At 71.2% G+C, this 14,717-nt stretch carries 16 protein-coding genes; 1 reads left to right on the forward strand and 15 read right to left on the reverse strand.

The window, feature by feature from the left end; translation table 11 throughout:
• Positions 1-5 precede the first annotated feature (5 nt).
• From ACJMNC_RS12700 to ACJMNC_RS12755, 12 genes are all read right to left on the reverse strand, one after another.
• Entirely contained in the window at positions 6-632 is a 627-nt protein-coding gene (locus ACJMNC_RS12700) for a histidine phosphatase family protein (protein WP_408948317.1), read from the reverse strand.
• Positions 632-1,990, reverse strand: coding sequence for a glutamate-1-semialdehyde 2,1-aminomutase (gene hemL / locus ACJMNC_RS12705; protein WP_408948318.1), 1,359 nt, complete (start codon positions 1,988-1,990; stop codon positions 632-634). Before hemL ends, ACJMNC_RS12700 begins: the two co-directional genes overlap by 1 nt.
• An 83-nt stretch (positions 1,991-2,073) precedes the next feature.
• Positions 2,074-2,943, reverse strand: coding sequence for an SGNH/GDSL hydrolase family protein (locus tag ACJMNC_RS12710; protein WP_408948319.1), 870 nt, complete (start codon positions 2,941-2,943; stop codon positions 2,074-2,076).
• A 5-nt stretch (positions 2,944-2,948) separates the two neighbouring features.
• Positions 2,949-3,617, reverse strand: a complete 669-nt coding sequence (locus tag ACJMNC_RS12715; protein ID WP_408948320.1) for a DUF3093 domain-containing protein — start codon at positions 3,615-3,617, stop codon at positions 2,949-2,951.
• Complete coding sequence (locus ACJMNC_RS12720) at positions 3,614-4,072, reverse strand: hypothetical protein (protein WP_408948321.1); 459 nt, start codon at positions 4,070-4,072, stop codon at positions 3,614-3,616. The genes ACJMNC_RS12715 and ACJMNC_RS12720 overlap by 4 nt, the downstream gene beginning before the upstream one ends.
• A gap of 5 nt (positions 4,073-4,077) precedes the next feature.
• The gene (locus ACJMNC_RS12725) at positions 4,078-4,656 is read right to left on the reverse strand and encodes a hypothetical protein (RefSeq protein ID WP_408948322.1); all 579 of its coding nucleotides are present in this window, start codon (positions 4,654-4,656) and stop codon (positions 4,078-4,080) included.
• 6 nt (positions 4,657-4,662) lie between these two features.
• The gene (gene hemB / locus ACJMNC_RS12730; RefSeq protein WP_408948323.1) at positions 4,663-5,649 is read right to left on the reverse strand and encodes a porphobilinogen synthase; all 987 of its coding nucleotides are present in this window, start codon (positions 5,647-5,649) and stop codon (positions 4,663-4,665) included.
• A gap of 24 nt (positions 5,650-5,673) precedes the next feature.
• Positions 5,674-7,311, reverse strand: coding sequence for a uroporphyrinogen-III synthase (locus tag ACJMNC_RS12735; protein ID WP_408948324.1), 1,638 nt, complete (start codon positions 7,309-7,311; stop codon positions 5,674-5,676).
• Positions 7,312-7,386: 75 nt separating this feature from the next.
• Positions 7,387-8,328, reverse strand: a complete 942-nt coding sequence (gene hemC / locus ACJMNC_RS12740) for a hydroxymethylbilane synthase (protein ID WP_408948325.1) — start codon at positions 8,326-8,328, stop codon at positions 7,387-7,389.
• Between the two features lie 83 nt (positions 8,329-8,411).
• A complete protein-coding gene (locus tag ACJMNC_RS12745) occupies positions 8,412-9,749 on the reverse strand; it encodes a glutamyl-tRNA reductase (protein ID WP_408948326.1) in 1,338 nt (445 codons plus the stop codon).
• Positions 9,750-9,912: 163 nt separating this feature from the next.
• Complete coding sequence (locus tag ACJMNC_RS12750; RefSeq protein WP_408948327.1) at positions 9,913-10,194, reverse strand: glutaredoxin family protein; 282 nt, start codon at positions 10,192-10,194, stop codon at positions 9,913-9,915.
• Positions 10,195-10,254: 60 nt separating this feature from the next.
• The gene (locus ACJMNC_RS12755; protein WP_408948328.1) at positions 10,255-10,872 is read right to left on the reverse strand and encodes a TIGR00645 family protein; all 618 of its coding nucleotides are present in this window, start codon (positions 10,870-10,872) and stop codon (positions 10,255-10,257) included.
• Between the two features lie 173 nt (positions 10,873-11,045).
• Here ACJMNC_RS12755 and ACJMNC_RS12760 point away from each other — a divergent pair, with 173 nt between their 5' ends.
• Positions 11,046-12,173, forward strand: coding sequence for an HAD family hydrolase (locus ACJMNC_RS12760; protein WP_408948329.1), 1,128 nt, complete (start codon positions 11,046-11,048; stop codon positions 12,171-12,173).
• Positions 12,174-12,269: 96 nt separating this feature from the next.
• Here the strand turns inward: ACJMNC_RS12760 and ACJMNC_RS12765 are convergent, their stop codons facing one another.
• The 3 genes from ACJMNC_RS12765 to ACJMNC_RS12775 form a co-directional block, all read right to left on the reverse strand.
• Complete coding sequence (locus tag ACJMNC_RS12765) at positions 12,270-13,334, reverse strand: lysophospholipid acyltransferase family protein (RefSeq protein WP_408948330.1); 1,065 nt, start codon at positions 13,332-13,334, stop codon at positions 12,270-12,272.
• Between the two features lie 69 nt (positions 13,335-13,403).
• Positions 13,404-14,462 carry an NAD-dependent epimerase/dehydratase family protein gene (locus tag ACJMNC_RS12770; RefSeq protein WP_408948331.1) on the reverse strand — a complete coding sequence of 353 codons (1,059 nt, stop codon included), beginning with the start codon at positions 14,460-14,462 and terminating at the stop codon, positions 13,404-13,406.
• Between the two features lie 59 nt (positions 14,463-14,521).
• The gene (locus ACJMNC_RS12775) at positions 14,522-14,623 is read right to left on the reverse strand and encodes a 30S ribosomal protein bS22 (protein ID WP_003402602.1); all 102 of its coding nucleotides are present in this window, start codon (positions 14,621-14,623) and stop codon (positions 14,522-14,524) included.
• Between the last annotated feature and the right edge of the window lie 94 nt (positions 14,624-14,717).

Consider the following 14,717-nt stretch of genomic DNA (forward strand, 5'->3'; position numbering starts at 1 on the left):
TCAGCTCACGCCCCGGTGATCATCGGGTCGGAGGCGCCGGCCGGTTCCGAGTAGACGATCTCGACGAGCTCGTCGCCGTCGTAGATCAGGCTGGTCAGCGAGGCCAGCGAGCACTGGCGCACCCGCGGATCGTGCCAGAGCCGGCGGCCCTCGAGGAATCGGCGCAGCGTGTACACCGGCAGCTGGTGGCTCACGCAGACCACCTCGTGTCCGGCGGCGGTCTCGCGGGCCTTGTTGGCGGCGGCGAGCATCCGGTGTGCGATCTGGATGTACGGCTCGCCCCACGACGGGGTGAACGGGTCGCGCAGCTTGGGCCAGTGCCGGGGCCGGCTCAGGGCGCCGTCGCCGACGGCCACGCGCAGCCCCTCGAACTGATTGTCGGCCTCGATCAGATCGTCGTTGGTGACGATCGAGAGACCGAGAGCCTGCGCGAGCGGGGTGGCGGTCTCCTGGGCGCGCTGCAGGGGCGAGGCGAAGACCGCGGTGATGTCGTGGTCGGCGAGGGCATCGGCGACGGTCTGTGCCTGGGCGCGACCGGTGTCGGAGAGCCGGTAGCCGGGCAGCCGACCGTAGAGGATCCCGTCCGGATTGTGCACCTCACCGTGGCGCATCATGTGCACGATCGTTTTCATCAGTGATCCTCTCGGGCGCCGGCGGCAGCGGCGGCCGCGGCGGGCAGGGCGTCGGCGATGACCGCGAAGGCGTCGTCGTCGAGGGCTGTGGACACGAACCAGGATTCGAAGGCGCTCGGCGGCGCGTACACGCCGCCGGCCAGCAGGGCGTGGAAGAACGGGGCGAACCGCCAGGTCTGGGTGCCCTGAACGGCCGCATAGTCGAGCAGGGGGCGGTCCGGATCGTCGTCCGGGCCGAGGAAGAAGACGCTGAACAGATTGCCGGCGGACTGTATGCGGTGCGCCACCCCGGCGGCGCTCAGCGCCTGCGTGATCAGCTGCTGGAGCCGCTCCGAGTTGGCATCGAGCGCGGCGTACACGTCCGGTCCGGCCAGTGCGAGGGTGGTCAGTCCGGCGGCCACGGCCACCGGGTTCCCGGACAGCGTGCCGGCCTGGTAGACCGGCCCGTTCGGGGCGAGACGGTCCATCACCTCGGCGCGGCCCCCGAAGGCGGCGGCGGGCAGTCCGCCGCTCATCACCTTGCCGAAGGTGAACAGGTCGGCCGGCACCCGCTCGAGGCCGTAGTGGCCGGCGGCGCTCACCCGGAAGCCGGTCATCACCTCGTCGAGGATGAGCAGCGCCCCGTGGCGGTCGCAGAGGTCGCGCAGACCGGCGTTGAAGCCGGGCAGCGGCGCCACGGTGCCCATGTTGCCGGCGGCCGCCTCGGTGATCACCGCGGCGATCTCGTCGCCGTACCGCTCGAAGGCGCCTTCCACCGCGGCCAGATCGTTGTACGGCAGCACCAGGGTGTCGTGGGCGGCGGCGCCGGTCACGCCCGGGGAGGTGGGCAGGCCCAGGGTGGCCACGCCGGAGCCGGCCTGCGCCAGCAGGGCGTCGACGTGCCCGTGGTAGCAGCCGGCGAACTTGATGATCTTGGCCCGGCCGGTGAAGCCGCGGGCCAGCCGCACCGCCGACATCGTCGCCTCGGTGCCGGAGTTGACCAGCCGCACCTGCTCGACCGGCTCCACCCGGTCGACGATCGCCTCGGCCAGGGCCACTTCGGCCTCGGTGGGCGCACCGAACGAGAGTCCGGAGGCGGCCGCCGCGCGCACCGCATCCACCACCTGCGGGTGGGCGTGCCCCAGGATCATCGGCCCCCACGAGCAGACCAGGTCCACGTAGCGGTTGCCGTCGACGTCGGTCAGCCGGCAGCCGCTCGCCTCGGCGATGAAGCGGGGGGTGCCGCCGACGGCCGAGAAGGCGCGGACCGGGGAGTTGACTCCGCCGGGAATGCTGGCGGCGGCCCGGCGGAACAGTTCGGCGCTGGCGGTGGTGACCTGGTCGCGAGCTGCGGCGTTGTCGGCGGGGGGACGGACCATGGCTTCCAGTGTTCCAAATCTGCGCGCCGGGTCCCAATCCGGCATTCGCCCGGACCGGCCCGGCGCGCGGCTCGGCGGCCCCGTTATCGGGGCCCGGCCGCACCTCGTGCGGCGGCCACCGCATCGGCGATCGCCTGCTGTCCGCGGGCGTTGGGATGGAGCGCCCCGGGGCCGTCGATCATCGGTTCCACCCAGCGCTGTGCGGCACCGGCGCAGACGTCGTGCCCGGCCGACGGGCCGGTCATGTCGACGAAGGTCGCGCCCGCGGCCGTCGCAGCCGCCTGCACCGCCTGATTGAGTCTTTCCTCCATCCGCCGAACGAATGGCCTGTCACCTGCAGCGATACTGACCTGATCGAAGCAGCCGCCGGTTGCGGGCAGGACGCGCGGATAGCCCGCGACGAGGATCTGCGCATTCGGGGCCGCCGCGCGGATCCGGGCCAGCGCCCGCCGCAGATCCGGGGCCACCTGCCCGTCGAGCGCCGCGGTCAGTTCCCCGGACAGTTCGTCGCGGCACGGGTGGCCGCGCGGATCGCTGCGGCCGGCCCGGGTGCAGCCGCCGACCAGCCGGGAGAACAGGCCGGCATCGTTGCCGCCGATCGTGAGAGTGACCACAGCGGTCTGCGGCCCCAGCGCCTCGAGCTGAGCCGGCACGCCCTCGTACTGCGGGCGGCCCAGTTCGGCGGTGGTCGCGCCGGCGCAGGAGACGTCGGTGAGCCGCCAATGCTCCCGGCGCGCCAGCAGCGCGCCGAAGTTGCGGGCGGATCGCTGACACGGGAACGGGGAGTCGGCGGCGAGCGGGGTCACCCCGGTGCCGGCGGCGTAGCTGTCGCCCAGGTGCACCGCCTCGGTGGCTCCGGCGGTCGGCTCGCCGGTCAGCGGGCGCAATTCCGCCGCGGCCACCGCACCGCCGGCGAGCAGTGCCAGCAGCAGCGCGCTCAGCAGGAAGCGCACGCCGGTCAGGAGGACTTCTTCGTGGGGCCGAGCCCCAGTTGCGCGGCCAGTACGGCCTCGGACAGTTCGCTGCGCAGCCGGTCGACGTCCCGGGCCCAGGCCTGGGCCAGTCTGCCGTTGGTGAGCCGAAGGCCGATGCCCTTGCGGCGGCGCGGCACCGCGGGCAGTTCACCGAGGGCGCGGGCGGCCTCCCAGTCGCGGGGTTCGCTTCCGTTGTTGGCCGGGAAGATCTCGGCGATGTCGGCCACGGCGATGGTCTGCGTCCCCTGCCGCAGGGTGGTCTCGGTCAGTTCCATCGAGACGTGCTGGCGGGCGGCGATCACCTGCAGCACGGAGAAGCCGACGAGCACGATTCCGAAGATGACCAGCACACCCCAGTGGATGCGGCCGCCGCCGATGATCTCCAGGATCAGCACCAGCAGGATCATCACCGGCCCGATACTCACCACCCACCAGCTGCCGCCGGCCTCCCGGTAGAGGGTCTCGCCGCGGTCCAGGCCGTCGACGTCGGTCAGCGGCGGACCGGCCGGGCGGGCCGCCGCGCCGGACTCCTCATCGGGGTCGTCGGCTTCGTCGGGATCATCGAGGGTCTCGAAGTCCTCGTCCGGGTCGTAGTCCTTGTCCGGGTCGAAGGTCCACTCCGGATCCCCGCCGTCGGGCCCGGACCGGCTCACGAGCGCTCCTTGCGGGCTTTGCGGCCGTAGCTGTCGAGGTCCCGGCCGGTGAACCAGGCGTCGGCCTCGGGCCGGTAGGCCAGCAGCGAGCCGAACAGGCCCACCACGGAGGCCGCGAGCACCAGAGCCAGCGAGGCATCGGCGAAGCCGATGGTCAGCACCAGCAGCATCGCGACCACCACGCAGGTGAGCGCGGCCAGCGCGCCGCGCCACTGGACGATGGTGCAGGCATTGCGGGACAGCACGATGTACGCCGCGCCCACCACGATGAAGAGCACCGCCACCGCGATCACGCCGAAGTCCCAGCCGGTGTCGAGCATGGTGGCGACCACCCCCCAGACGCCCAGCGCGATCAGCAGCGCGCCCGAGATCAGCCACAACCGCAGCGCCCACATCACCTGGGTCGGCCGGTTGGCCGGATCCGGTTTGTAGACCTTGGTCTCCTGGTCGGTCACATCGATCACCTTCCCCCGCGTCCGGGCTTCGTGCGGCTCCGGAACTCCGCCGTCTCACGGCAGTAGCGGGCACTGTCCTTGTTCATCAGCGCGGCCAGGGCGCCCATGGCCGCCACGCCGCCGAGAATACGTGGCACCATCCCCCAGGCGGGAACGGAAAGCATGGAATCGTCGTCCACACCGACCAGCAGACCGATGATGTCGAAGACCAGCAGCACGGCCAGAAAGGCGCTCATCCAGCCCAGCAGCAGCCGGGCCCAGGAGCGGCCCTGGAAGGCGAAGACCATCACCAGCACCGACAACCCGCCGAGCACCACGATCTGCACGACGGTCGCGCCGACCGCCATCAGGGTCTGGGCCGAGCCGACGTCGCCGGAGGCGCCGCTCTGCTCGAGGTAGTCCTCGGCGAAGGGTCTGGCCTCCCGATGCATCACCGGGTACAGACTGATCGCGGCGATCGCCTGACAGACGATGACCGCCGCCCACAGCTGGATCGCCAGCCGGATGCTCTCAGGCCGTTCCGGTGGCTCCGGGGGCGCCGGCGGTGCCGGCGGATGGAACGGTTGCTGCTGATACGGGTGCATGAGCCTTTACCGGGCGGTGAGCCGGTGGGCGATCTCGACGGCCGCGTAGGTCAGGACCACCGAGGCGCCGGCCCGGACGATCGAGAGCACCGCCTCGTCCAGGGCGGCCTCGCGGTCGATCCAGCCGCGTTCGGCGGCGGCGCAGATCATCGAGTACTCACCGCTGATCTGGTAGGCGGCGACCGGCCGGTCGGCCAGTTCGGCCACGTCGCGGACGATGTCGAGGTAGCTCATGGCGGGTTTGACCATCACCATGTCGGCGCCCTCGTCGAGGTCGGCGATCAGCTCCCGGACCGCCTCGCCGCGGTTGGCCGGATCCTGCTGATAGGTGCGTCGATCGCCCTGCAGCGACGAGGCGACGGCTTCGCGGAACGGGCCGTAGAACGCCGAGGCGTACTTGGCGGTGTAGGCGAGGATCGAGACGTCGGTGTGCCCGTCGTCGTCGAGGGCTTCGCGGATGGCGGCCACCTGGCCGTCCATCATGCCGCTCGGACCCACCACATGCGCCCCCGCCCGGGCCTGCGCCACGGCGAGCGCCTGATAGCGCACGAGGGTGGCGTCGTTGTCCACCCCGCCGCGGTCGTCGAGCACCCCGCAGTGGCCGTGATCGGTGAACTCGTCGAGGCAGGTGTCGGCCATCAGCACGGTGGCGTCCCCGAGGTCGGCGCGCAGAGCGGCCAGTCCCCGGTTGAGGATGCCGTCCGGATCGTCGCCGGCCGAGCCGGTGGCGTCCTTGTCGCCGGTCGACGGCACCCCGAAGAGCATCAGCCCGCCCACCCCGGCGCGGACCGCCTCCTCAGCGGCGGCGCGCAGCGAATCGACGGTGTGGTTCACCACCCCGGGCATCGAGACGATCGGCCGGGGCTCATCGATGCCGTCGGCGACGAACATCGGCAGCACCAGCTGAGCGGGGTGCAGACGGTTCTGCGCGACCAGCCGGCGCATGGCGCCGGTGGTCCGCAGCCGCCGGGGGCGGGCGATCGGACGGTCCATACCGGACAATCCTACGTGCGTCGCTCAGGACCGCGACCGACGCGACTTGCGCCGCGGCGGGGGCAGTGCGCCCTCGGCGCGGAGCGCGGCCGCATGAGCGGCCAGTGCGTCGACGAGTTCGATGACCGAGGCGTTCTCCGGACGCACGTCCACCCGCAGGCCGAATTCGACGGCGGTCTCGGCGGTCTTGGGGCCGATGCAGGCGACGATGGTCCGGGCGTGGGGCTTGCCGGCGATGCCGACCAGGTTCCGCACGGTGGAGCTGGAGGTGAAGCAGACCGCGTCGAAGCCGCCGGTCTTGATCATCTCCCGGGTCTCGGCGGGCGGCGGTGCGGCCCGCACGGTGCGGTAGGCGGTCACGTCGTCGATCTCCCAGCCGCGATCACGCAGCCCCTCGGAGAGCGTCTCGGTGGCGATGTCGGCGCGCGGCAGCAGGATGCGATCCACCGGGTCGAAGATCTCGTCGTAGGGCGGGAACACCTCGAGCAGCCCCAGGGAGGACTGTTCGCCGCTGGGCAGCAGCTCCGGCTCCACGCCGAAGGAGCGCACCTTGGCGGCGGTGGCCTCACCGACGCAGGCGATCTTGACACCCGAGAAGGCGCGGGCGTCGAGCCCGAACTCCTCGAACTTCTCCCACACGGCGCGCACCGCGTTGGTGGAGGTGAACACCACCCACTGGTAGCGGCCGTCCACCAGCCCCTTGACCGCACGCTCCATCTGCGCCGGGCTGCGCGGCGGCTCCACGGCGATGGTCGGCACCTCGCGCGGGATGGCGCCGTGCGCCACCAGCCGGTCGGACATGTCGCCGGCCTGCTCCTTGGTGCGCGGGACCAGCACGGTCCAGCCGTACAGCGCCCGCGACTCCCACCAGGAGAACTTGCTGCGCTGGCCGACGACCTTGCCCACGGTCAGCAGCAGCGGGCCGGTCACCGAGGCCGCGGCGTCGACCAGGGTGGCCAGGGTGGCCTCGATGGTGCGCTGCTGGCAGGTGGTGCCGTTGACGGTGACCGCGACCGGAGTCTGCGGGGCCAGTCCGTGCTCGGTGAGCGCAGCCGAGACCTCGCCGAGGTGGGTGTCGGTGGCGTGCAGCACGAGCGGTCCGGGGGCGGCGGCCAGAGCGGCCCAGTCCACCTCGCCGCGGACGTCGGCGACGGTGTGGCCGGAGCCGAGCGGCATGCCGGCGAAGCCGGGGACCACGGCTGCGGACGGCAGACCGGGCAGCACCTCGAAGGGCACGGTGGTGCGGGCGACGGCCGCGATCTCGGCGAGCACCGCGTCGGTGGACATCGGATCGCCGGAGACCACGCGCACCACGTCCACGCCGGTGCGGGCCTTGGCGACGAGGCTCTTGGCCACCTGGGCCGGATCACCGAGCGCCGGCTGCGCGATGGGCTCGGTCTCCTCCGCCGCGGCCGGGGCGGTGTCGGCCGCCTCGGCCTCGGCCTTGGCGGACTTGCGCCCGGCTCGCGGGCTGGGAGGTTCGGGAACGTGATGCGCCGAGCCGATCAACTCGACGACAGCCTGCGGTACGTCCGGATCCACGAAGGCGGCCGTGGCGTTGACCAGGGTGTCTTGGGCGCGCACTGTCAGCAGATCCAGATTTCCCGGACCCGACCCGACGAACAGAATCCGGCCGGGATTAGCATTCTTCGTACGGCTCATGCGTTCGCACTCTCCTGCCCCGCATGCGGGGCTGCAGTTCGTTCTCCACCGGAGCCGTCGGACCGCGAGGTGCGCTCACACCTCCGGACTGACGAGTGCGGCGGCGCCGCGCTCCAGCAGTTCGGCGGCGAGATCCTTGCCGAGCTGTACGGCCCGATCGGGGGCGCCCACCACCGAAGAGCGGATCACCTCGGATCCGTCTTCGGCCGCCACCGCCGCACGCAGCGACAGTTCGGCGAAGATGCGCCCGTCCTCGTCGATCGATTCGACCACCTCGGCGATCGCTCCGACCGGTGCGGTGCAGCCGGCCTCCAGGGCCGCCAGCACTGCCCGCTCGGCGTCGACCGCGGTGCGGGTGGACTCGTCGTCCAACTCGGCGAGTATTCTCACCAGTTCGGCGTCATCGGATCGGCACTCGACCGCCAGAGCGCCCTGGGCCGGAGCGGGTAACACCACCATCGGGTCGATGGCTTCGGTGACCGCATCGGCGCGACCGATGCGTACCAGTCCGGCTCGGGCGACCACGACCGCGTCCAGTTCTCCGTTCGCGACTTTGCCCAACCGAGAATCTAGGTTGCCCCGTAGGGGGCGAATTTCCAAACCGAGACCCAATGCTCTAAGCTGCGCGGCCCGCCGCGGCGAGGAGGTGCCCACGGTGGCGCCCGGGGCGAGCTCTCCGAGGACCTTGCCACCCGCACTGACCAGGGCATCTCTCGGGTCGACGCGTTCGGGGACCGCCGCGATCGTCAGGTCGTCCTCGGGGGCGGTCGGCAGATCCTTGTAGGAGTGGATCGCCACGTCGCATTCGCCGTTGCGCAGCGCGATACGGATGGCCGTGGTGAAGACGCCGACGCCGATCTGCGCCACCGGTGCGGTGGAGACGTCGCCGTCGGTGGTGATGATCACCAGTTCGGCGGGGTGGCCGGCGGCGGTCAGCCGGTCGGCGACACCCTGCGCCTGTGTGGTGGCCAGTAGAGATCCTCGGGTTCCGATCCGGATCGGGTCGGGCACAGCCACTTCCTTCCCCGGACCCGCCGGGACCCGGTGTTCTCGGTGTTGGTTGCGGCGGCGTCGGGCGCCGCCCGGGCCGGGACGGCCCGTCAGTGGATCTCTTCGATCCCGCCTTCCGGCGCCACCAGCGTCTCGGTGGATCCGGGTTTGAGTTCGAACAGCTCGCGCAGCGCCTCGGCGTACAGGTCGCCGTTGCCGGTGGAGGCGAGTTGCTTGACCCGCACGGTGGGCGCGTGGAGCAGCTTGTCGGCCACCCGTCGGACCGCCTTGGCCACCTCGTCGCGCTGGCCGGGCTCCAGGTCGGGAAGCCGGGTCTCCAGCCGCAGGATCTCGGCCTCGACCAGGTCGGCGGCGCGCTGGCGCAGGGCGGCCACGGTGGGCGTCACCTCGGCCTGGCGCTGGGCGGCCAGATAGTCGGCCAGTTCGCCGGCGACGATGGCGCGGGCGGCCTCCGCATCGTCGGTGGCGGCACGGGTCTGCGCATCGCCGCGCAGGCCTTCGATGTCGATGATCTGCACACCGGGCAGCTGCGCGGCGATCGGATCGACGTTCCGCGGCAGCCCCAGATCGCAGATCATCAGCGGGGCCGGGTTGGTGCGCTCGAGCAGCGCCGTGTGCACGTCGCTCACCTGCAGCAGGGTGCTCACCGAGCCGGTACAGGCCACCACGATGTCGGCACCGGCCATCGCCCCGGAGACCTCGTCGAGGCTCACGCCGGTGGCGGCGATGCCGTAGCGCTCGCGCACCCCGTCGGCGAGTTCGCCGGCCCGGGTGGCGGTGCGGTTGACGATCACCATCTCGTCGACCCCGTCGCGGGCGAGCTGGCTGGTGGCCAGCGAGCCCATGGCGCCGGCGCCGATCACCACGGCCCGCCGCATCGGCGGATGGCCGTCGCCGCGCAGGGCGGCCGCACGGTGGACGGCCACCGACACCACCGAGGCGCCGGCCCGGTCGATGCCGGTCTCGCTGTGCACCCGCTTGCCCACCCGCAGGGCCTGCTGGGACAGCTCGTGCAGGGTACTGCCGGCGCTCTGCTGCTGGTCGGCCACGGTGTACGCGGTGCGGATCTGTCCGAGGATCTGCTGTTCGCCGACGACCATCGAGTCCAGGCCGGCCGCCACCGAGAACAGATGCTCGACGGCCGCCTCGGAATACTTGACGTAGGCGTGTTCGGTCATCTCGGAGACGGCCAGGCCCGAATGCTCGCCGAGCACCTCCCCCACGGCTTCGAGCGCGGGGTGGAAGGCGTCGACCACGGCGTAGATCTCCACCCGGTTGCAGGTGGAGACCAGCATGGCCTCGGACACCGAGCGGGAGCGCATGAGCGCTTCGACCAGCTTGGGTCGGTCGTAATCGGAGACGGCGAGTCGTTCGAGCACTGACACCGGAGCACTCCGATGAGAGACCCCGAACAACAAAACACTCACGCTGTCACCGTTTCCTCGCTGCCCGCTTCCCGGCGTCGGCTCTGCCGCGGCGCCCGGAAACACGAACACATGTAGAAGACAGCGTAGTTCACCGCCGGCCGGGCCCGCCATCAACCCGGCGGTATCGACCGAACAATCGCTCTGCCGGCGCCCGGGCGGGCGGTCAGCGGCGGGCGTCGAGGTCGGCGCGCAGCCGTGCCTCGTCGACCTCCCAGTAGCTGTGCTCGGCGCCGTCGAGCAGCACCACCGGCAGCCGGTCGCCGTATTCGGCGCGGGTGATCCGGTCGCCTTCTTCGGCCAGCAGGTCCACGTCGCGGACCTGCGGCGCGAGACCGTAATCGGCGAGGACGGCGGTCAGGACGGTCAGCGCCGTGGCGCAGGCCGCGCAGCCGGCCCGGGTCAGCAGCACCACATCGGGTCCGGGGGTCGAGGGGGTGACGGTCATAGCCCCGTCTTACCAGGCGCACCGGCGCCGGTCACCGGGCGTGTCCGGTGACCGGCACGGTCAGTGCGCACCGTTGGACAGCGCCGCCGACTTGGCGGAGATCCAGTCGACGTAGGCCAGCCCGATCGCCGAGGCGATGAACGCCATGTGGATGATGGTCTGCCACATCAGCTGCTCGGACGGGATGTTGGCGGCGTTGATGAAGGACTTGAGCAGGTGGATCGAGGAGATGCCGATGATCGACATCGCCAGTTTCACCTTGAGCACGTTCGGGTTGACGTGCGAGAGCCACTCCGGCTTGTCCGGGTGGGCGTCCATCCGGATCCGCGAGACGAAGGTCTCATAGCCGCCGATGATCACCATGATCAGCAGGTTGGCGATCATCACCACGTCCACCAGGCCCAGAACCACCAGCATGACGTGGGTCTCGTCGAGGTGATCGAAGTCGGTGACGAGGTGGACCAGTTCCTTCCAGAAGACCACCACGTACACGGCCTGCGCGACGATCAGCCCCAGGTAGAGCGGCGCCTGCAGCCAGCGGCTGATGAAGATCGACGAGCCGACGACCCGGATGAAGCTGTTGCGCTGCGGGCCGATGTCCGCGTCGGGAACCGGCGTCTCCCCGGTGGTCGCGGGGACGGTAGCGGTCTGCTCGGACGGCTCGGAGGCTTCTGTCATGAGGCAGAACAATAGCGACACAGCCGACGAGCGTCGCATTGTGAACACCGGATTCCACTGTCTGAACGAGTGCCCGACGAGCGGCGCGAGACGTGCCCCGGCACGCGAGGCGGGCGATCGTCTCCGCCGTCGCCGCGGCGCAGCGGCCGACGGCACAGGCTAATCTGGACGATGTGAGCCGCGAAGACCCCGAACCGGAAGACGGCGGCCGTTCCTGGCCGTCGTCGGCTGAGCCCGAGCACCGCAACCACGACGTCTCCCTGCCCGACGAACCCGACCCCGAGGGCCTCGAATCCGGCGAGCACACCGAGGCGCGGCCGGCCGGGGACCGCCCCGCCGAGCCCGAGCTGACCGCCGAGGAGATCGAGAGCCGCCGGGTGAGCGCGTGGCTGGCCGAACGCGCCGGCCGGGTGCGCCAGAGCGCCTCCGAGCTGCGCCAGACGCTGGCCGGCGAGGCCGCGGCGGCCGCCGCCGTGGAGTCGCTGCACGAGCACATCCCGGACGACCCGGACGGCGAGCACACCGACCTGACCGCCGCCGCCTTCTTCGACGTCGACAACACCCTCGTGCAGGGCGCCTCGATCGTGCTCTTCGCCCGCGGCCTGGCGGCGCGGAAGTACTTCTCGTACAACGACATCATGCAGTTCGCCTGGCAGCAGGCGAAGTTCCGGCTGACCGGGCGCGAGGACATGGACGATGTCGCCGAGGGCCGCGACAAGGCCCTCTCGTTCATCGCCGGCCGGTCCACGGCCGAGCTGGTGAGCCTCGGCGAGGAGATCTACGACGAGTACATCGCCGACAAGATCTGGCCGGGCACCCAGGCCCTGGCGCAGCGCCACCTGGCGGCCGGCCAGCAGGTGTGGCTGGTGACCGCGACCCCGGTGGAGCTGGCGCAGACCATCGCCACCCGGCTGGGCCTGACCGGAGCGCTGGGTACCGTCGCCGAGAGTGTGGACGGGGTGTTCACCGGCCGGCTGGTGGGCGACATCCTGCACGGCCCGGGCAAGGCGCACGCCATCCGGGCGCTGGCCGTCCGCGAGGGGCTGAACCTGCGCCGCTGCACCGCCTACTCGGACTCGTACAACGACGTCCCGATGCTCTCGCTGGTGGGCACCGCGGTGGCCATCAACCCGGATTCGGATCTGCGCGAGGTGGCCAAGGTGCGCGGCTGGGAGTCGTACGACTTCCGCACCGCCCGCAAGGCCGCCAAGTACGGCGTCACCACCGCCGCCGTGCTGGGTGCGGCCGGCGGCACCGCCGCCGTGGGCGCCAAGCTCCTGCGTCAGCGCTCCGCCGACTGACCGGCCCCGTACGCGACACGCGAACCGGAACGCGCGCCTGTGCAGGCGCGCGTATCAGTCCCGGTGTCGCGTTCGGCGTCGAACGGTCGGCCGGGGTCAGCCGAAGTAGACGCTGCCGCGGCGGGAGAGCATCCGGAACAGGGTCTGCTGGATCTCCTCGCGGACGTGGTCGGTGAGGTCGAAGACCACCATCGGGTCGTCGGCGGCGCTACTGCCGTAGCCGGAGGTGTCGATGGGCCGGCCGAAGTGGATGTGCCATTTGGCCGGGAGCGGGATGGCCCCGAGCGGGCCGAGCCACGGGAACAGCGGGGTCACCGGGAAGTACGGCAGTCCCAGCGCCCGGGCCAGCGGCTTGAGGTCGGCGATCATCGGGTAGATCTCCTCCGAGCCCACGATGGAGACCGGAATGATCGGCGCCTCGGTACGGATCGCGGTGGTCACGAAGCCGCCGCGGCCGAACCGCTGCAGCCGGTAGCGGTCCTTGTACGGCTTGCCGATGCCCTTGAAACCCTCCGGCCAGACGGCCGTGAGCTCGCCCTTGCGCAGCAGCGCCTCGGCGTCGTCGTTGCAGGCCAGGGTGGCACCGGTGCGCCGGGCCAGATCGCCCACCACCGGCGTCTCGAAGGCCAGGTCGGCGGCGAGCAGACGCAGATAGCGGCCGTCGGGATGGTTGTCGCGCACCGCCAGCGAGGTGATCAGCGCGTCCACCGGGATGGTGCCGGCGTGGTTGGCCACCAGCAGCGCGCCGCCCTGCGAGGGCAGATTCTCGATGCCGCTGACCTCCACCCGGAACCACTTCTGGTAGATCGGCCGCAGCGCCGGGAACCAGACCGATTCGGTGAAGTGCGGATCGAAGCCGAAGTCGTCGACGGTGTACTCGCCGGTCATCCGCTCCCGGATGAAGCCCGAGGTGGCGATCAGCGAATCGGCGACGGCGTGACGCAGCCCGGCGAGCGAGAAGAGCGGTGAGTTCCGGGCCGGCTCGATCGGCGCGGTCGGCTCGTCGGCGGCGATCAGCTCCCGCTTGATCGGGACCACCGCGGCCCCGTCCGCACTCTCGACGGTCTGCGGACGGATCGGCGAACTCTGTTGCGGCTCAGCGGTATACAGCGCGATGACCTTCGCGGTTCGCGGATCCGCCGGCTTACCCTGCGATGCCACGTGCTCGCTCCCCCCGTCATGCGTCCGTACGTTGCGATTCATTCTACGTTCCGAGCCTGCGCCACCACATCACTGCAGCGCTGTGGCGGTGGCCACCACCCGGTCCTGCAGCGACCGCCAGGTCTGCGGGCTGATCACCGGCTGGGTGCGGCCGCGATCGATGAAGTCGTCGAGGGTCTCCATCGTCGTGTACCGCGGCTCGAAGCCGAACTCGGTCCGCATCCGCGTGGTGTCGAGCACCCGGCCGAAGGCCAGGTAGTCCTCCATGTCGGAGCGGATGGTGGGCAGCCGCGCATCGCGGAGCACCCCGACCAGCGGCACCAGCAGGCCCGACGGAACCGGCAGCTGCACGTGTCCGGCCCGGTGGATCGCCTGGCCCAGCGTCACCACTCCGTCGCCGGAGAGGTTGAAGGTGCCGCCCTGCGGACGGCAGGTGGCGTGTTCGAGCGCACGGAGCGCGTCCTCCTCGTGCAGGAACTGCAGGCGCGCCTGGTGGCCGAAGACCACCGGCACCAGCGGCATGGACAGGTAGGAGCTCATCCGGGTGACCAGCTGCGGCCCCAGGATGCCCTGCGGACGCAGAATGGTCACCTCGATGTCCTGACGGCGCCGGGCCAGCCCGCGGGCGTAGCCCTCCACGTCGAGCATGTCGCGACCGTAACCGCGCCGCGGCTCCCGGCGGGCCCGGGTGCCCTCGGCGAAGGCGACCGGATCCTTGGCGGTGGCGCCGTAGATCATCGCGCTCGAGCGCAGGACGAGCCGCTTGACCGACGGACTGCGCTGGCAGGCCGCGCACACCTGCATCGAGCCGACCACGTTGAGTTCTTTGATGGCGGCCGAGTGGGCGGCGCTGTCCATGATCGACGGCGCCGCGTGCACAACGGTGTCCACCTCATAGCCGGCGATGGCCTTGGCGATCGCCGGGCGCCGGATGTCCAGGCGCAGGAACTCCGCGCGGCCCATCCGGCGCATCATCGCCTTGCTGGGAACCCGCGAGTCGACCGCGACGACCCGCTCGATCGCCGGATTGTCGACGAGCCGGCTCACCAGATAGCCACCCAGGAAGGTGGCGGCCCCGGTCACCAGGACGGACCGGGGCGGTGTGGCCGCGGAGATCTCCTCAGACATGGCTCAAGGCTAACCCGGAGACGACAGAACCCGCCCGGTGGGCGGGTTCTGCGAATCGATCACTTGCCGAGTTTGCGACGCTGGACTCGCGTGCGGCGAAGCAGCTTGCGGTGCTTCTTCTTCGACATGCGCTTGCGGCGCTTCTTGATCACTGAACCCACGGGGGTCTCCTCACGATCGTGCTGGTGGTCGGTGCGGCCGCCGCCGGGAGCGGCCAACTCGCTTCGCCGGGAACAAGAGTCTCCCGCGGACAGC

Origin of the sequence: Gordonia sp. VNK21 (assembly GCF_046098115.1) — a bacterium.
Lineage (GTDB): Bacteria > Actinomycetota > Actinomycetes > Mycobacteriales > Mycobacteriaceae > Gordonia.